The 17,520-nt window shown below is 71.9% G+C and carries 16 protein-coding genes; 6 read left to right on the top strand and 10 right to left on the bottom strand.

Going from position 1 to position 17,520, the window contains the following annotated elements:
- Nucleotides 1–34 precede the first annotated feature (34 nt).
- A complete protein-coding gene (locus MKK64_RS27645) occupies nt 35–1,144 on the bottom strand; it encodes a COX15/CtaA family protein (RefSeq protein ID WP_243938950.1) in 1,110 nt (369 codons plus the stop codon).
- Between the two features lie 371 nt (nt 1,145–1,515).
- On the opposite strand from MKK64_RS27645, the gene MKK64_RS27640 reads away from it, so the two are divergent.
- Both MKK64_RS27640 and MKK64_RS27635 read left to right on the top strand, forming a co-directional pair.
- Entirely contained in the window at nt 1,516–1,722 is a 207-nt protein-coding gene (locus MKK64_RS27640) for a DUF2842 domain-containing protein (RefSeq protein ID WP_147729767.1), read from the top strand.
- 74 nt (nt 1,723–1,796) lie between these two features.
- Nucleotides 1,797–2,174: a hypothetical protein gene (locus MKK64_RS27635; RefSeq protein ID WP_147858710.1), complete on the top strand. Its 378-nt coding sequence runs from the start codon at nt 1,797–1,799 to the stop codon at nt 2,172–2,174.
- A gap of 15 nt (nt 2,175–2,189) precedes the next feature.
- On the opposite strand, the gene MKK64_RS27630 is transcribed toward MKK64_RS27635, so the two are convergent.
- Nucleotides 2,190–3,251 carry a polysaccharide deacetylase family protein gene (locus MKK64_RS27630; RefSeq protein WP_243938948.1) on the bottom strand — a complete coding sequence of 354 codons (1,062 nt, stop codon included), beginning with the start codon at nt 3,249–3,251 and terminating at the stop codon, nt 2,190–2,192.
- Between the two features lie 298 nt (nt 3,252–3,549).
- On the opposite strand from MKK64_RS27630, the gene MKK64_RS27625 reads away from it, so the two are divergent.
- Nucleotides 3,550–4,752 carry a GNAT family N-acetyltransferase gene (locus tag MKK64_RS27625; RefSeq protein ID WP_409568021.1) on the top strand — a complete coding sequence of 401 codons (1,203 nt, stop codon included), beginning with the start codon at nt 3,550–3,552 and terminating at the stop codon, nt 4,750–4,752.
- A 48-nt stretch (nt 4,753–4,800) separates the two neighbouring features.
- On the opposite strand, the gene MKK64_RS27620 is transcribed toward MKK64_RS27625, so the two are convergent.
- On the bottom strand, nt 4,801–7,149 hold the full coding sequence (locus MKK64_RS27620) for a GumC family protein (RefSeq protein ID WP_243938947.1): 2,349 nt from the start codon (nt 7,147–7,149) through the stop codon (nt 4,801–4,803).
- Between the two features lie 190 nt (nt 7,150–7,339).
- Here MKK64_RS27620 and MKK64_RS27615 point away from each other — a divergent pair, with 190 nt between their 5' ends.
- The 3 genes from MKK64_RS27615 to MKK64_RS27605 all read left to right on the top strand — a co-directional run bounded on the left by MKK64_RS27615 (nt 7,340) and on the right by MKK64_RS27605 (nt 11,024).
- Nucleotides 7,340–7,963 carry a polysaccharide biosynthesis/export family protein gene (locus MKK64_RS27615; protein ID WP_147729466.1) on the top strand — a complete coding sequence of 208 codons (624 nt, stop codon included), beginning with the start codon at nt 7,340–7,342 and terminating at the stop codon, nt 7,961–7,963.
- 183 nt (nt 7,964–8,146) lie between these two features.
- A complete protein-coding gene (locus tag MKK64_RS27610) occupies nt 8,147–9,343 on the top strand; it encodes a glycosyltransferase family 4 protein (RefSeq protein WP_243938945.1) in 1,197 nt (398 codons plus the stop codon).
- Nucleotides 9,344–9,491: 148 nt separating this feature from the next.
- Nucleotides 9,492–11,024 (top strand): undecaprenyl-phosphate glucose phosphotransferase, encoded by a 1,533-nt coding sequence (locus tag MKK64_RS27605; RefSeq protein ID WP_243938942.1) that lies wholly within the window; start codon nt 9,492–9,494, stop codon nt 11,022–11,024.
- Nucleotides 11,025–11,113: 89 nt separating this feature from the next.
- On the opposite strand, the gene MKK64_RS27600 is transcribed toward MKK64_RS27605, so the two are convergent.
- From MKK64_RS27600 to MKK64_RS27570, 7 genes are all read right to left on the bottom strand, one after another.
- Nucleotides 11,114–11,470, bottom strand: a complete 357-nt coding sequence (locus MKK64_RS27600; protein ID WP_147842831.1) for a hypothetical protein — start codon at nt 11,468–11,470, stop codon at nt 11,114–11,116.
- Between the two features lie 197 nt (nt 11,471–11,667).
- Nucleotides 11,668–14,220, bottom strand: a complete 2,553-nt coding sequence (locus tag MKK64_RS27595) for a TonB-dependent receptor domain-containing protein (protein ID WP_409568020.1) — start codon at nt 14,218–14,220, stop codon at nt 11,668–11,670.
- A gap of 267 nt (nt 14,221–14,487) precedes the next feature.
- The gene (locus MKK64_RS27590) at nt 14,488–15,123 is read right to left on the bottom strand and encodes a hypothetical protein (RefSeq protein WP_243938938.1); all 636 of its coding nucleotides are present in this window, start codon (nt 15,121–15,123) and stop codon (nt 14,488–14,490) included.
- Nucleotides 15,120–16,025 carry an ABC transporter permease gene (locus tag MKK64_RS27585; protein WP_187274887.1) on the bottom strand — a complete coding sequence of 302 codons (906 nt, stop codon included), beginning with the start codon at nt 16,023–16,025 and terminating at the stop codon, nt 15,120–15,122. Before MKK64_RS27585 ends, MKK64_RS27590 begins: the two co-directional genes overlap by 4 nt.
- A complete protein-coding gene (locus tag MKK64_RS27580) occupies nt 16,022–16,795 on the bottom strand; it encodes an ABC transporter ATP-binding protein (RefSeq protein WP_405044378.1) in 774 nt (257 codons plus the stop codon). Before MKK64_RS27580 ends, MKK64_RS27585 begins: the two co-directional genes overlap by 4 nt.
- Before the next feature lie 17 nt (nt 16,796–16,812).
- A complete protein-coding gene (locus tag MKK64_RS27575; protein WP_243938992.1) occupies nt 16,813–17,049 on the bottom strand; it encodes a hypothetical protein in 237 nt (78 codons plus the stop codon).
- A gap of 14 nt (nt 17,050–17,063) precedes the next feature.
- Nucleotides 17,064–17,498 carry a hypothetical protein gene (locus tag MKK64_RS27570; protein WP_147728360.1) on the bottom strand — a complete coding sequence of 145 codons (435 nt, stop codon included), beginning with the start codon at nt 17,496–17,498 and terminating at the stop codon, nt 17,064–17,066.
- Nucleotides 17,499–17,520 lie beyond the last annotated feature (22 nt).

The raw sequence follows: 17,520 nt of genomic DNA, 5'->3' as shown, positions 1-17,520 counted from the left end.
TCCTGAATCGGGGAAGCGGGCCTCCGAGCCGCCATCAGGCGCCGCGTCCGGCGAGCGCCTCGAAGCCGAACGGGGCGATCGCCGGGCCGGTCGTGCGCGTCGCGCGCACGAGGCCGCGGCTCAGGCGCGCATGGACGGTCGCCATCACCAGGACGGCCATCGCCAGCACCTGGTGCGCCAGGGCCGCCCAGAGCGGCACGGCCATCAGCAGCGTCGCGATGCCGAGCCCGGCCTGAGCCACGGCGAGCCCGGCGACGCCGGTGGCGCGCCGCGCGACCGCGCTGCCCGGGGCGGCGACCCGCGCGTCGGCCGCGTGCGCGAGGGCGACGGCGAGCAGCAGGTAGGCGGTCAGCCGGTGGTTGAGCTGGACCAGGGTGACGTTGTCGACGAAGTTCTCGATCCAGGGCCTGACCGAGAACAGCGTCTCGGCCGGCGGGATCAGGGCGCCGTCCATGGTCGGCCAAGTGTTGTGGACGAGACCGGCATGGGAGCCGGCGACCAGGCCGCCGAGGAAGATCTGCGCCAGCACCAGCACCGGCAGGGCGAGCGCGACCGCGCGCAGGCGGAGTCGGGCCGGGGCGACGCTCTCGCTGCGCTCGCCGGCGGCGAGCCAGACGAGGCCCGCCAGGATCAGGCTGGCCATGGTGAGGTGCAGGGCGAGCTTGATCGGCGCCACGGCGGTCATGCCGGGTTGCAGCCCCGAGGCCACCATGATCCAGCCGATCGCGCCCTGCGCGCCCCCGAGGATGCCGAGCGTCAGCAGGCCGAGGCCGAGGCGCCGGCTCAGCATGCCGCGCCACCAGAACGCGATCAGCGGCAGGAAGAACACCAGGCCGACGATCCGACCGAGCAGGCGGTGCCCCCATTCCCAGAAATATAGCACCTTGAAGTCGGACAGGCCCAGGCCCTGGTTGAGGATGCGGTACTGCGGCGTGTCGCGGTACTTCTCGAACTCGGTCGCCCAGTCGGCGGCCGAGAGCGGCGGCACCACGCCGGTCACGGGGCGCCACTCGGTGATCGACAGGCCGGACCCGGTCAGGCGCGTCGCGCCGCCGACCGCCACCATCGCGACGACGAGGGCAGCGAGCAGGTAGAGCCACGTGCGGACGGCGCCTTCGCGGCGCGGGGATTCGGCAGGCCTCATCGGGGCGTCGTCGCTCGGATCGGTGACAGGGCGCCACCGGGTTAGGCAAAGCCGGCGCCCGCGGCAACGTCCGGCGTTGCCGCACGCGCGCGGACCGCGGCGGGACGGCGTCGACAGGGTGATCGCGTGAAGCCGCCCGGGGCGGCTTCACGGCGCGAAGAGCGCCGCGCGGAGCGGGGTCTTCAGGACGAATGTCGTGAAGACCGTCGAGCGAAGCGAAAGCCCAAGCCCGCGGAGGCGGGCGCCGGCGATTGAGGCCAGCTGAAAACAAGGGCGATCGCTTTCAGCGATCGCCCTGACGGCGCCGATCCGACGCGTTGCCATCGCCGGCCGCCGGCGCTACCCCCCGGGGCGAGCATCAAGGGAATCGCATGCGCCGCCGCACCCGCACCCTGATCGGGACGATCGGGATCCTGGCCTTCGTCATCGTCTACGCGCCGCTGGCGATGGCGCTGGCCGACAGCCGCATCGCCGAGGCGCCGGCCCTGCTCCAGACCGTGCTCTACAGCATCCTCGGCATCGCCTGGATCTTCCCGCTGATGCCGCTGATCAAGTGGATGGAACGACCGGACCGCTGACGGCGCCCGCGTTTTCGCCGCACTCGGGGGCGAGAAGCGGCCGAACCGCGCCGCTTCGCTCGCAGATGTCCTTCATGCCCCTCCCGAAACCGTCCCCTGCCCTCGCCGGGTTGCTCCTCCTGTGGCTCGGCGGCACCGCCCTGGCCCAGGGGACGCCGCGTTCGGTCGGCGAGTGCGAGCGCCTGAAGAACGACCTCGCCTACAACCAGTGCCTGGCGATGTTCGGGCCGGCGGCCAAGAACGTCGCCGGCGGCTACGCGGCGGGCGAGACCCCGCCCGCGCCCGCCCTGCCCGCGACGGCGGCGGTCGCGACCCAGGCCGACGAGCCGGCCGAGGAGGCCCGCGGCAGCCGGCGCGGGCGCTACCGCGTCCGCCGCGGCCGCCAGAGCGCGGTGTTCACCGCGGGCAGCAGCGAGGGCCGGTCCTACCGGCACCGCCGCCGGCGGCGGTGACCGCGTCCGCCGGGCTCACGCCACGTTGAGGCGTCGGCCGCGGTTCCAGGCGAGGAAGGGCACGCCCGAGAGCAGGCCGGCCAGCGCCGCCCGCGACTGGTGGCAGCCGTTGACCGAGACCCGCGGCAGGGCGTGCAGGTGGCCGGCATGGTCGGGGAAGAGGTGGCCCGGCCGCGTCGTCACCGCGGTCTCGAAGCCGAGGTCGCGGGCGAGCGCGAATTCCCGCGCGCCGGCCGACGTCGGATCACCGACCGGATAGGACAGGTGCCGCACCGGCCGCGCCAGCTCCGCCGCCAGCCGGTCGCGACCCTCGCCGATCTCGCGGAGCGCCGCCTCGGCCGCGTGCTTGGCCAGCATCGGATGGCTGCGCGTGTGCGCGCCGAAGGTCACCGCCGGGTCCCGGCCCAGCGCCCTGAGGTCGTCCCACGACAGGCAGAGCTCGGCGGCGACCGCGCCGGGGGCGATGCCCGCCTCCCGGCACAAAGCCGCGATCCCGTCGAGCAGCCGCGCTTCCGAGCCGCTGCGCAGGTCGCGGTAAACCGCCTCGAAGGCGAGCGCCTTCTCCTGCGGGCTGCGCGCCGGCAGGTCGACCGTCCGCGTGCCGATCGCGACGCGGATCCGCTCCAGCCGGCCGATCGCCCGCTCCAGCTCGATCCACCACAGCCGCCCGGTCTGGTCGGCGAAGTCGCTGGTGACGAACAGCGTCCACGGCACGCCGTGGCGGCGCAGCACCGGCAGGGCGTGCTCGACGTTGTCGCGGTAGCCGTCGTCGAAGGTCAGCACCGCGAAGGGCGGCCGGTAGCGCGCGGCGGCGAGGCGCTCGGGCACCTCGTCGAGGCCGACGACTTCGAAGCCGCGGGCGTCGAGCTCGCGCAGCGTCGCGTCGAGGAAGTCCGGCGTGATCGAGAGCAGGCGGTTCGGCGCGTAGGGACCCGGCGCCTCCGGGCTGACATGGTGGAAGGTGAGGATCACCCCGAGGCCGCAGGCGGCCGGCGCGAGCCAGCGGTCGGCCCCCGTCGCCGAGACGGCCCGGAACCCGGCCTCGAACAGCCGGTGGCGGTTTCGGGACGACAGCATGGCACCGCCTCGATGGGGCAAGATCGATGAAGCAGAAGCGGGACGTCGCAGGCGATGCCGCGCGCCGCGTCGCCCGTTCCTTGTCCCGCTTCGATGTAAACAAAGGCTGAGGTTTCACCGGCGATCCCGGGACCCGAGGCGCGTCGCAACCATGCGTTAGCCACGTCGTCGCTTGGGCGGCGCCGATGCTTCGATCGCACCGCGCCGTACACCCCGGCTTAGGAGCGTGCGCACGAGAACTGGCGCCCGAGACCGATGGTTTGCTGCCTCCGCGAGAGGCCGGCGCGAGGGATGGGCGATGACGGTTCTGGCACGCGGCCCGATGAACCGGGATCTCGCAGGAGCGATCATGGCCCGCGCGGGCGCCCGATCCGGCCTGACCGCCGAGGTCTTCACCGAGCTCGATGCCGTCGAAGCGCTGTGGCGCGGGCTCGAGGCCGACCCCGCCTGCCTCGCCACGCCCTACCAGCGCTTCGCCTGGGTCCGCGCCTATGCCGGCGCGGCCGTCGCCCCCGGCGCGCTGCGGATCGTCGTCCTGCGCGATGCCGCCGGCCGGCCGCGCATCCTGCTGCCGCTGGCGGTCGAGCGCCGCCGCGGGATCGCGATCGCCCGGACGCTCGGCGGCGACCACGCCAACTACCACCTGCCGCTCTTCGCCGCCCGCGACGCCGCCGCGGTGCCGGCCGAGGACGTGATCGCGGCGCTCGGCCTGGTCGGGCGCGCCGCCGGCATCGACGTCTACGCGCTCGGGCACCAGCCCCGCACCTGGGACGGGGCGGTCAACCCGCTGGCGATCCGCGGCGAGGCGGCGCCGAGCGACGGCTACGGAATGATGCTCGGGCCCGATCCCGAATCGACACTCAAGCGCGCCTTCAGCGCCGACGCGCGCAAGAAGCTGCGCTCGAAGGAGAAGCGCCTCGTCGAGGCGCACGGCGCCCTTGCCTACCGCAAGGCCGCCGACGGCGCCGAGGCCGCGCGGTTCCTGTCGGCCTTCTACGCTCAGAAGGCGGCACGCTTCGCCGCGATGGGCATCGCCGACCCTTATGCCGACCCCGCGATCCGCGCCTTCCTCACGGCCGCCACCGCGGGCAAGAACCCGGCGGTCGAGATCCACGCGCTGGTGCTGGAGGCGACCGGCCGCGTGCTCGCGACCTTCGGCGGGGCGGTCGACGGGGCGCGCTACAGCGGCATGATGACGGCGTTCGACGCCGACCCCGAGATCGCCCGCTTCAGCCCCGGCGACCTGCTGCTCCACCACCTCGTGCGCGACCAGGCCGCGCAGGGGCGCCGCGCCTTCGACCTCGGCGTCGGCGAGGCCCGCTACAAGGCGAGCGTCTGCGACGAGACCATCCCGCTGGTGGAGGCGACGCTGCCGGTGACGCTGCGAGGCCACGCCTACGGGTTCGTGGCGACGCGGCTCACCCGGCTCAAGCGCCGGATCAAGCGCGATCCGCGCCTGTTCGCCCTCGTCCGGCGCCTGCGGCGGATGAAGGCCGGTTGAAGCGGCTCGAGGCCCCGCCGTCTCCGCGCGGAGACGGCGGGGCTCCGGTCACGCCGCCGACAGGCGCAGCGCCATCGGCTCGGTGCGGACGGCGCGGGCCTGAGCCGGCCGGTCCTGGGCGACGAGGACCTGGCCCGCGCCGGAATCCTCGGCGCTGGCGAACAGGTCGCCAAGATCGGGATCGTCGAGGGCCGCGTTCGAGGCGATGATCACGCTGTCCATCAGGCCGCCGAGGGCGGGGAGCAGGGCGTGCGCGCCCGGCTCCGCCCGCAGGCGGCAGACCACCCAGTCGTAGGCCTCGGCCATCGCCTCGACGGTGATCGCCACCGCGTCCGGCTCCTCGAGCAGCACCTCGGTCTCCAGCGAGCCGGCGGCGATCCGGTGCAGCCCGGAGCCGCGTTCGGCCTGGATCACGTCGAGGAAGGCGGCCTCCCCGGCGACGAGATCCGTCAGGCCCGGCGCGTCGGCGTCGGAGGCCGGTCCGTTCAGGTCGACCGAGAGCGCGGAGGCCCGGCCCGAGAGCGCCGCCTCGATCGCCTCGACGAGGCTCGGGCCTGCTGCAGGCCGGCCGGGGCCGGCGGTCTCGACGACGAGGAGGGTGCGCCCGCTGCCGGCACGCGGACCGGCTTCGAGGCGGGCGATCAGCGGGGCGAGATCGAACGCCGCGGCGCGGGGCGGCGCCGGCTCGGGCGTCGCGGCGACGGGCAGGACGGGTTCGGGCGAGGCTTCGGCCTCCTCGGCCGGCGCTTCGGCCGCCGCGGAATGGGCCGACGCGCGCCCGGCCGATGCCGGCTCGGGAAAGGCAGGGTCGGCAAAGCGCGGCGCCGCGTCGCGCGGCGCGGTCTCGGCCGCGGCCCAGTGGGCGGGGGGGACGGCCTCGGGGAAGGCGAAGCGCTCGGGCCGCTCGGCCGTGGCGTGCGCATCGGCCGCCTCCGCCTCACGCTCGCGCCGCCCGCCGCCGGTCGGATCGGACAGGAGGTGGCGGGCGATGACCGCGCCGGCGGCGAGCATCAGCGTCAGCAGGGTGGCGAAGGCGACGATCGGCAGCTTCTTGGGGAAGGACGGGATCTCCGGCGTCACCGCCCGCGAGATGATGCGCGCGTCGGCCGGCGTCGCGCTCTCGCCGTCGCGGGCGGCGGCCTCGCGGTAGCGCGACAGGTAGGATTCGAGCTGCTCGCGCTGGACCTTGGCCTCGCGCTCGAGGGCGCGCAGCTGGATCTCGCTGGTGTTGCCCTTGACCACCACGTCGCGCTGGCCGTCGACCGCCGCCTGCAGGCTCTCGACGCGGGAGGCCGCGATCTTGGCGTCGTTCTCCAGGGTGCGCCCGACGCGCTCGGCCGAGGCCTTGATCTGGGCGTCGAGATCCTGGAGCTGCGCTGTCAGCTCCTTGATGCGCGGATGCGCCGGCAGCAGCGTGCGCGATTCCAGGGCGAGCTGCCCGCGGATCGTGATGCGGTTCTCGACGGTGCGCCGGATCACCTCGTTGTTGGCGACGTCCGGGATCTCGAAGGCGCGCCCGTCCTTGATCATCACCTTGACGGCCTTCGCCCGGCCGGCGAGATCCGCCTTCAGGATGCGGGCCTGCGACAGCTGGGTCGAGAGCTCGCCGAGCTGCTGGGCGTTGAGCGGCTGGCCGGTGGCGCCGGTGGAGCCGACGAGGCCGTTGCCTGCGCGGTAGGCCTCGACCCGCGCCTCGGCCTCGGCGACGCGCTTGCGCAGGCTGTCGATGTTGCCGCCGAGCCAGGTCGAGGCGTAGCGCGCGGTGTCGACCTTGGCCGCCTCCAGGGCCGCGATGTAGAGCTCGGAGACGGTGTTGGCGCCCTTGGCCGCCAGCTCCGCGTCCTTCGCGCGGAACTCGACCGAGAGGATGCGCGACTTGCCCGCCGGGAAGACCAGCAGCCGCTCGAAATAGGCTTCCAGCACCCGGTCCTCGGCCGGACGGTCGAGGGGGTTCTTGGCGAGCCCGAGCATCATCAGGGTGCGCTGGGCCGGGCCGATGGTGCCGGCGCTCGGATCGAATTCCGGGTTGCCGACGAGATTCAGCCGGCGGATCGCCTCGCGGGCGAGGTCGCGCGACATCATCACCTGGACCTGGCTCGCCACCGCCTGCTCGTCGATCGGCGGGACCTGCTCGGCGCGCTCGGAGGCGGTGCGGGCGAAGGCGGCCTCGCGGCTCTCCAGCAGCAGCTTGGCCTCGCCGGTGTAGCGCGGCGACACCACCTGGACGAACACCGTCGACAGCCCCGCGACGACCAGCGTCGGCACCGCGATCCAGTGCCAGGACCGGCGCAGCAGCGCGGGAACCTGGGCCAGGCTGATGCCGTCGGCCGGGGCCGGCCTTTCGGCGAAAGCCGGCCTCTCGCTGAAGGCGGCCGCGCGCGGGGCGATTCGGGACATGGCACGATCTCTTGGCGATGCCGGGCCGCGACTGTGCCCGCGCATCAACACGTGAGATCAATAGAACCTGTTAAGGTTGCCTGAGAGTTAAGGCCGGCCCGATGCGGACTGCTCCGACGCGGGGCGACAGCATTTCTTAACCTTAACGGATTACGCCACGACCGATCAGGCAATCACGACGGCTGTGGTGATGAACCGACGCGTACTCCTCCTCGTCCTCGCCGCCAGCCTCGGGCTCGGCGGCTGCCTGCGGCCGGACTACCGGACCGCCCAGCTCGACGCCACCGGCACCGGCTCGATCGGCGCGCGCTACCCGCTCGCGGCCGGCGACAAGCTCCGCGTCATCGTGTTCGGGCAGGACAACCTGTCCAACATCTACGCGGTCGACGGCGGCGGGCGCATCGCGATGCCGCTGATCGGCGTCGTCCAGATCGGCGGGCAGACCACGGGGCAGGCCGCGCGCACCATCGAGGCCAAGCTCGCCGCCGGCTTCGTGCGCGAGCCGCACGTCACCGTCGAGGTCGACGCCTACCGCCCGTTCTACATCCTGGGCGAGGTCACCACCTCGGGGCAGTATCCCTTCGTCAACGGCATGACCGTCGAGACCGCGGTAGCGATCGCCGCCGGGTTCGGCCCGCGGGCGGCGCGCGACTACGCCGTGCTCACCCGCGAGGGCAAGGGCGGCGCCGCCTCCGGCCCCGGCCTCGAGCCGACCAACGAGGCCGGCCGCGAGGGACTGGTCTCGGGCATCGTGCCGATGACCTATCCCGTGCGCCCCGGCGACACGATCGTCATCAAGGAGCGGTTCTTCTGAGGCGCCCGCTCGTGCGAAGGGGATGGAAGCCGGCGCGTTAGGCGACCGTTGACCCTCGCATCGGGAAAAGGCGGCGCCGCGGCCCGGCCGATTCGGGCCGGCACCCGCGCTTAACCGGCTGGACAGGGCCGGCATGGCACGCAGGCGAGGCCGGCCGAACGCGCCGGCCTGGAGACGTCCGCCGTGACCCCGTCCGTCAGCCCTTCGGATGCCGAGCCCCGCCGCATCCTGCACGTGTTCCGCGCGCCCGTCGGCGGCCTGTTCCGCCACGTGGTCGACCTCGCACGGCTCCAGGCCGCGGCCGGCCACCGCGTCGGGATCGTGTGCGACGCGACCACCGGCGGCGAGCGCGCCGTCCGGGCGCTGGCCGATCTCACGCCCTGCCTCGCCCTCGGCGTCACCCGGATCCCGATGCGGCGCAACCCGCACCCGTCCGACCTCGCCTGCCTGCGCGCGGTGGCGGCCCGCGCCGACGCCGCAGCCGCCGACGTGCTGCACGGGCACGGCGCCAAGGGCGGCGCCTACGCCCGCCTCGCCCACGTTCCCCGCGGCCGGCCCGTGATCCGCGCCTACACCCCGCATGGCGGCAGCTACAATTACCGGCCCGGCAGCCTGCTGCACCGGGTCTACATGGGCGCCGAGGGTCTCCTCGCCCGCCGGACAGACGTGTTCCTGTTCGAGAGCGAGTACGTCGCCGGGCGCCACCGCGCCTATGTCGGCACCCACGGCCGCGTCAGCCGCATCGTCCACAACGGCCTGAGCGAGGCCGAGTTCGCGCCCGTGACGCCGGCGGCCGACCCGTTCGACCTGCTCTACGTGGGCGAGCTGCGCGACGCCAAGGGGCTGCCGATCCTGCTTCAGGCCCTGGCGCTGCTGCGCGCCGAGGGCCGCCGGGTCCGGCTGTTGATGGTCGGCTCGGGCCCGGATGCCGGGCAGCTCCAGGCCAAGGCCGAAGCCCTCGGCCTCGCCGGCGCCATCGCCTTCGAGCCGGCCCAGGCGATCCGCTCCGTCCTCGCCCGCGGACGGATCATGGTGGTGCCGTCCTTCGCCGAGTCCCTCCCCTACGTGGTGCTCGAGGCCGCCGCGGCCGCCCAGCCGCTGGTCGCCACCGATGTCGGCGGCATCCCCGAGATCTTCGGCTCGGCCGCGGGTGATCTCGTCCCGGCCCGCGATCCGATCGCGCTGCAGCGGGCGATCGCCCGCGTCCTCGACGAGGCGCCCGAGAGCCGCATCGCCCGGTTCCGGACCTTGAGCGACTCGGTGCGCCAGCGCTTCTCGATGGAGCGGATGGGCGCCGACGTGCTCTCGGGCTACGCCGCCGCCTTCCGGGCCCGCCGCCCCGCGGCGTCCGCCGAGCCGGTCCGCGTCGGGGCCGCCTGAGCCCCGGACCCTCGCACGAACGTGATTCCCGTCCGTCGCGGGCGCGCAGAAGGACGGGGGCGGCGCCTGCAGCTTTAAGTAATCCGATAGGTCGGTTTGAGACACTTCCCGGCAGGAACTAGCCCGCTGGACTGCTGGGAAGCGACCGATGAGTGCCTTCGACGTCCGTGATCTTCTGAAGGTCGCCGGACACGGCGAGACCGCGGCGGCCCGCTTCGCCGAGCCCGCGCCGCAGGCGGCGCCGCTGGCCGAGACGGTCTCCGTCCTCCCGGCGCAGGCGATCTCGCCGGTGGTGATCGCAGGGCTGGTGCGGGCGGCGGAGTTCGTCCTGATCGGCTGCCTCGGCGCGGGCCTGCACCTGACGCTGCTGCGCGGCGTGGTTCCGTTCGGGCTGACCTATGCCGGGGCGGTCGTCGCGGTGGCCGCCCTGGCGATCGCCGCCTTCCAGGCCGCCGGCACCTACCGGATCGGCGCGTTCCGCACCTTCTTCAAGACCGCGATCAAGATCTCGGCCGGCTGGATGCTCGCCTTCCTCCTGGTGGCGACCGGCCTCGTGCTGGCCAAGGTCGCCGACCATTACTCCCGCCTGTGGCTGGCCGCCTACTTCGCCGGCGGCCTCGGCCTGCTGCTGACCGGCCGGTTCGTCCTGTCGCGCGTGATCGTGGCGCAGACCCGGAAGGGCCGTTTCGACCGGCGCACCGCGATCGTCGGCGGCGGCAAGGCCGCCGAGGAGCTCATCGCCGCCCTCGAGACGCAGAGCGAGGGCGGCATCCGCATCGTCGGCGTGTTCGACGACCGCAACGACGACCGCTCCACCGACGTGGTCGCCGGATACCCGAAGCTCGGCACCGTCAGCGACCTCGTCGCCTACGCCCGCGCCACGCGCCTCGACCTGATCGTGTTCACGATCCCGATCTCGGCCGAGGGGCGCATCCTGCAGATGCTCTCGAAGCTCTGGGTCCTGCCGATCGACATCCGCCTCTCGGCGCACGCGACGAAGCTGCGCCTGCGCCCGCGCAGCTACTCCTATCTCGGCTCGGTGCCGGTGCTCGACGTGTTCGACCGCCCGATCGCCGACTGGGACGTGGTGATGAAGACGGTGTTCGACCGCGCGGTCGGCCTGCTGATGCTGGCCGCGCTCGCCCCGGTGATGATCGGCGTCGCGCTCGCGGTGAAGCTGACCTCGCGCGGCCCGGTGTTCTTCCGGCAGAAGCGCCACGGCTTCAACAACGAGCTGATCGACGTGTTCAAGTTCCGCTCGATGTACGTCGACGCCTGCGACGCCACCGCGGCGAGGATGGTGACCAAGGGCGATGCGCGCGTGACCCCGGTCGGCCGGTTCATCCGCAAGACCTCGCTCGACGAGCTGCCGCAGCTCTTCAACGTGATCAAGGGCGACCTCTCCCTCGTCGGCCCCCGTCCGCACGCGCTGCAGGCGAAGGCCGCCAACACGCTCTACGACCAGGTCGTCGACGGCTACTTCGCCCGCCACAAGGTCAAGCCCGGCATCACCGGCTGGGCCCAGGTCAACGGCTGGCGCGGCGAGACCGACACCAGCGAGAAGCTCCAGCGCCGGGTCGAGCACGACCTGTACTACATCGAGAACTGGTCGGTGCTGTTCGATCTCCAGATCCTGCTGACCACGCCGTTCGCCCTCTTCAGGACCGAGAACGCGTACTAACCGGGCCGGGGCAGGCGGGACCCGGAAAACGAAGACAGGGCGGCTCGCGAGAGCCGCCCTGTCCGTTCGTTGCGGACGCGGCGAAGCGGCTACGGCAGCGCGCCGGCCTTCTCCTTGGCCTTCATGATGGTGTCGCGGCAGGCATCGGCCTTGCCGGCCTTGTCCTCGCCGCGCGCCTTCTCGACGAGGTCGCGAGCCTCCTTCACGCCGCCGGCGGTGGAGGTCGTCGACGGGTCGCTGGGCTTGCCCCCGGGCGGCGCGGACAGCGCCTTGTCGGAATTCGACGAGGTCGTGCCGCCCGCCGGCTCCTTGCCGGTCACCTTTTCCGCGCCGGCGCTGTCGAGGCGCCGCTCCAACGTCGCGATCTCCTCGGAGCAGGAGCTCGCGAAGGCGGGCGCCGCGGAGACGAGGAGGAGGGCGGCCGAGACCGCGTGGACCAATCGCATGAGAACTCCCTGAAGCTTTTCGCGCGGGCACGTGGCCCGCGTCGTTTCGGTTGCAGGGGGCAAGCGACGAAGCGCGACCGTGTTCCGGTGGCGTGAGGCCGCAGGCCCGCACGCGCCCCGCCGAACGCGAAGGGGGCGCGGACCTCCCGGTCCACGCCCCCCGCCTCCCGGGCCCGCGGGGAAATCGATCCGCGCGGTCAGTACTTGCGGATGATCGGCTCCGCCATCGGGACCGGATCGGGGCCGAAGGCGTAGCGGATGCCGCCGTAGATCGAGAGCGGCTGCGCCAGCGTCGTCGTGCGCGGATCGTTGATGGTGAGGTTGCCGGCGACGGGCCCGCGCTCGGCGAAGGTGCCGAAGTTGGCGTAGCGGTTGTTGGTCAGGTTGGTGATCAAGCCGAAAACCTGAAGGTTCGGCGTGACTTGGTAGGTGGTGTTGAGGCCGAGCACGAGGTAGGCCGGCAGCTTCGGGTTCAGGTTCGACTCGTCGCCGCGATAGTAGGCGGAGGAGAAGGCCTGGAGGTTCATGCCGAAGCGCCAGCCCGGCAGGACGAGGTAGTCGAAGCCGACCTTGAACTGGTGGTTGGGGATCAGCGGCACCTGGTTGCCGCGGGTCACGGCGATGGCGCCGTCGTCGGCCAGGGGGTTGTTGGGCGAGGACAGGGTTCCGTTGAACTGGAAGGTGGCGTCGATCAGGGCGTAGTTGGCGTAGACCGAGAGGTCGCCGCGGGTGTAGTCGGCCGCGACCTCGATGCCCTGCCGCTGGGTCGCCGGCACGTTGACGAAGTAGCCGCGCGCCGCGTTGCCGGGGGTCGCGAGCTGGATGATGTCGTTGGCGAGATCGGTGCGGAAGGCGCCGACCTTGTAGGTCACGAGGCCGCCCTCGTAGACGTTCGGGATCTGGCCGCGGATGCCGACCTCGTAGGTCTGTGCGGTGACCTGCTTGAGCGGCGGGTCGGCGACGAGCGAGTTCGGCAGCAGGCAGGGCCGGTCCGGGTTGGAGCAGGCGGTCTCGAGCGGCGTCGGCGCGCGGTTCGATTCCGAGTAGCCGCCGTAGAGCGACAGGCCCGGGGTGAAGCGGTAGGTCAGGCCCGCCACCGGGTTGATCTTGTTGTAGTAGTAGGTCCCGTTCACGTCCGGCGAGAAGCCGGTCTGGTCGGTCGTCGTGAGGCGGGCGAAGTTCAGGCGCGCCCCGGCCGTGAGCGACAGCGCGTCGGTCACGTCGAACGTGTCCGTCGCGTAGAGGCCCATGTAGAGGTTCGAGCCGATGACGTTCGAGGGCGCGATGCCGAGCGCGGCCGCGGTCCGCAGCTGCGTCGTGCCGAGGCCGGGGATGGTGCCGTAGTACGGGTTGTTCGGATCGGTGGTCACCCGCAGATCCGGGTTGATGACGCCCAGCGTGCTCGACGACTTGAAGCTGAAGTCCGCGACGTCGATGCTGCCGCCTACGACGAAGCTATTGCCGAAGCCGAAGATCTTGTCGCGGTTGGCCGCCTGGAGCGAGCCGCCGTAGCTCGTCGCCTCGGTCCTGGTCACGTCCAGCGTGCCGTAGGGCACGTTCGGGGTGAAGGGGATGCGCCGGTTGTTGGCGCCGAGGATGGTGAACTGGTTGCGGAAGGCGAGATTGGACTGTCCCGGCGCCTGGGCGAAGCCGTCATCCTCGAAGCAGAGGAAGCCGCGGTTGCTCGACTGGCGGCTGCAGTTCTCGAAGTTGCCGTCGTTGCCGTCGACGTAGGTGTTGCTGAAGCGGCGGAAATAGGCGTTTCCGGCGAGATCCCAGGTCGGCGAGATGTCGACGCGGCCGGTCACCTGCATGGTGCCCATCTCGGTCGTGGTGGTCTGCGGGAAGGTGAAGATCGCCCGCGGGTCGACATGGGTGAAGTCCACCGGGGTCGCGGCGGCCGCGCCGAAGAAGGTCCGCGCGAAGTTGCCGATCAGGTGGAACTCGGAATCGAGGGTGCGGTAGCCGAGGTCGGTGTAGAGGCGCCCGATCGTCGACGGGCTCTCGTAGCGCCATCCGCGGTCGTTGAGGCCGTCGCCGTTGAAGTAGAAGCTCCACGGCCCGATCACCTTGCCGTACTCGAGCGAGCCGGCGATGCGGCCGTCCGAGCCGCCGAGCGCGGTGACCTCCGTGCCCTGCCAGGTGAAGCCGTTCTTCATCTGGATGTTGACCGCGCCGCCGATGGCGTTGAGGCCGAACACCGGGTTGCCAGTGACGATGTCGATGCGCTGGATCGCCGTCGGCGGGATCAGGTCGAACTGGACGGTGTCGCCGAAGGCCTCGTTGATGCGCACGCCGTTCTGGTAGACGGCCAGGCCCTGCGGCACGCCCTGCACCGGCGAGGCGGTGAAGCCGCGGTAGTTCACGTCGGTGCGGTTGGAGTTGCCCTGCGAATCCGAAAGGTTGAGGCCGGGCGTGCGCCGCGCCAGCGTGGCCACCGCGTTGAAGGTGCCGCGATCGATGTCGAGGTCGGCCGCCGTGACGGTCTCGACCGTGCTCGGGATCTTGTAGAGCGGCTGCTCGCCGCCGCGCAGGCGCGGCAGGCCGGCGGAGGAGAGCGGCGCCGCGCTCGGCGACACGACCGGGGTCGCGCCGAGCGGCGGGGCGGCCAGCGTGCTGCCCGAGCCCGACCCGCCGACCGGGGTCGTCGCCACGACGCTGATCTCCGACAGCGTCACCGAACTCTGTGCGTAGGCTGCACCCGGCAGCAATGCCACCGAGGCGATCAGGCTTCCGCGAAGCGCCCGCATTGTCATTCCCCAACCCCGAACCGTCGAACAGCGTGCCCCCTCTGCGGCGGGCTTGCCCAGCACTCATGCAAGGCGCGTCGAGATCGGACAATCGCGGGACGGCCGTGATCCGGCGGAAAACGCCGCTCACGGGGCCGTTACGCGCGGAAACGGATGACCCGTGGTCCGCGTGCAACAGATTTTCTATGTCTCATCAAAGACTTAGGGAGTGTTCGGCAATGCTGCCCGGGACGATTCGGCAGCCCGGCTCCGGGTCACCGGGCGGCGTCAGAGCCTGGCCTGGATCTTCTTGGCGATCTCGCCGAGGCGCTGCTCCAGGAGCTGCGGCACCTCGCAGACGTAGGTCAGCGACTGGCTGCGCTCCTGGAAGATGCGGCGATCCCAGGCGAACTTGGTCTCGATGTCGGATTGCTCCTTCGAGACCTCGCGGGCGTCGGCCGCGCTCGGGCCGTCCTTGGTCTGGCTGATGGTGTCGGCCTCGTCGCGGATGCGCTCGGCCATGCGGCGCTGTCCCTGCGCGTAGCGCGCGATCCCGCTCATCACCTTGTCGCGCTCGCCGTTGATGACCTCGAACACGCCCGCATAGACGTGGGCGAGGCCCTTGGCCTTGTCGGCCGCCGGCACCTTGGCGACGTAGGCGTCGATCAGCGGATCGACCTCGGTGAGCTCGGTCCGGCGGGAGGCGAGCTTCTGCGCCAGCACCGCGGCGTCGTTGTCGTCGCCCCAGGCGCCGGCGGCGGCGATGTCCGGCCCGGTCCAGAACTGGCCGGGGCTCAGGGTCGCGACCTTGCGCTGGACGCAGGGCCAGTCCGGGTCGGTCCTGGGCTGCGCCAGCGCGGGCGCGGCGAGGCCGGCCAGGGCGACGCCGAGGGCGGCGAGGGAGCAGAAGCGGGAAGCGATCATGACGGGTCTCCGGCCGGGCCGCCGCGCCGGGCCATGATGCCGCGGCCGGGATCGTAGGCGACGACGGCGAGGGTGAAGAAGGCGAGGGTCACGCCGAGCACGACCGCGCACGAGACCGGCTCGAACTGCCCGTAGAGGGCGAAGCGCACGAGCTGGACGGCGTGGGTGAAGGGATTGCACTGGCAGATCCAGTATAGCGTCTCCGAGGATTCGCGGATGCGCCAGAGCGGGTAGAGCGCCGACGAGGCGAAGAACATCGGGAAGATCACGAAGTTCATCACGCTGGCGAAGTTCTCGAGCTGCTTGACCATCGACGACAGCAGCAGGCCGATCGAGCCGAGCATCAGCCCGGCGGCGATGAAGGCCGGCAGGGCCGCGAGGTAGCCGACGGCCGGGATGTCGAGGTCCCAGAACCAGGCGATGGCCAGGAAGGCATAGGCCTGCACCACCGAGACGGTGACGCCCGCGATCAGCTTGGCGAGCAGCAGCAGCCAGCGCGGATACGGGCTCGTCAGCAGCACCTTCATCGAGCCGACCTCGCGGTCGTAGACCATCGAGAGCGAGGATTGCATGCCGTTGAACAGCTGGATCATCACCGCCAGCCCCGGCACCACGTAGACCTCGTAGAGCACGTAGGTCTGGTACGGCGGCTCGATCGACACGCCGAGGGTGTTGCGGAAGCCCGCCGCAAAAATGAACAGCCATACCAGCGGCCGCACCAGCGCCGAGAAGAACCGCTCCTTCTGGTTGAAGAAGCGCAACAGCTCGCGCCGGACGATGCCGCCGAGGCAGATCAGGTAGCCGACCCCGTCGAGCCGGCCGAGATGGGCGGGCGGGCGCGTCGCGTCCGCCGCCACGGTGCGGGCGTCGACCGCCGTCGGCGTGCCGATGGGCGTGCTCATGCAGCCTCCCTCGCCGGCTTGGCCGGCTCGGCCACGAGCCGGCGGAACGCCTCCTCGAGGGTTTCATCGGCCCCGCCGATGGTGCCGGCCCGTCCGCGCGCGACGATGCGGCCCCGGTGCAGCACCACCGCGTCGTCCTCCGCCGCGATCTCCTCGAAGATGTGGGTCGCCCACAGCACCGAGAGCCCCTCCTCGCGCACGAGCGCGCGGACGATCGCGACGATGTCGGCCCGCGATTCGAGGTCGAGGCCGACGGTGGGCTCGTCGAGCAGCAGCAGGCTCGGATGGTGGACCAGCGAGCGCGCGATCTCGATGCGGCGCGACTGGCCGCCGGAGAGCGTCCGCACCTTGTCGGCGCGCCGGTCCGCCAGCCCGACCCGGTCGAGCAGCACCGCGATCCGCGCCTTGGCGGCCTTGCGCGCGATGCCGTGAAGCGCCGCGTGATAGAGCAGGTTCTGCTCGACGGTGAGGTCGGTGTCCAAGGTCCGTGCCTGGAACACCACGCCGAGGCGGGCGAGCGCGCGCGACGGCTCGCGGTCGAGGGCGTGGCCGAAGATCGCGACCCGGCCGTGGCGGTTGTTGTAGAGCCGGGTGATCAGGGAGAACAGCGTGGTCTTGCCGGCGCCGTTGGGCCCGAGCAGCGCCATGAAGCGCCCGCGCTCGACGGTGATCGACACGTCCGACAGCGCCCGGCGCGCCCCGAAGCTGTGGCTGACGTCGGCCACCTCCAGCGCTGGGGCCTCGCCCGCCGGACGCCCGCCCGCACCCATCGCCCGAGCGCCCTCGCTCATCGCCCGAGGACCCTTCTGGCGTCGCCGACCGCGTCGAGGCACTCGTCGAACTCGCCCTCGCCCTGCTCGCGCTCGGCCACGCGCAATGCCTTCCTCAGCTTCGGCAGCGCCGCCTCGGGCGGGTTCTGCGCGAGCGCATCCCTGATCATGGCGATGCCGTCCGCGCAGGCGGCCTTGTCGTCGGCCAGCGCCGGCGTGCTCAACAGGAGGCTGGCGAGAAGAAGCGTCCGCATCATTCCACCGTGCGTCATTTCACAGTGATCGTGCCGGCGACGCCCTTCGACTCCAGGCCGCGGGCTTCCCAGGTGTACTTGCCCGGCTTGATCGCCACGAACTCGATCGCGATCTCGCCCGGATCGTCGAACTCGAGGTGATCCGGCGGGCCGCCGCCGTGGATCTCCTTGTGCTCGATGACGATCTGGTTCCACCAGATGTAGCGGAAGAACTCGGTCGCGTAGACCTTGTACTCCTGATGGCCCTTGGCGATGATCCGCAGCCGGTAGGCCTTGCCGGATTCGAGCTCGATGTCCTTGTTCTCGACGACGAAGTCGTTGCCCTCCTCGTTGCCGAGGACCAGGTCGGGCAGGGTCTCGCGCTTCTTGGTGAGATCGAGCGCGACGGCCGGGCCGGCCGCCAGGATCGCGGCCAGCCCCAGCGCCGCCCATCGAAGACCTCGTGTCATCCTGTTCCCCCCGCGCTGCCGT

This window comes from Methylobacterium sp. E-025, assembly GCF_022829705.1.
Classification (GTDB): Bacteria; Pseudomonadota; Alphaproteobacteria; order Rhizobiales; family Beijerinckiaceae; genus Methylobacterium.
Note: the sequence above shows the minus strand (reverse complement) of the source record. Positions and strands in the feature narration are given on the sequence as shown.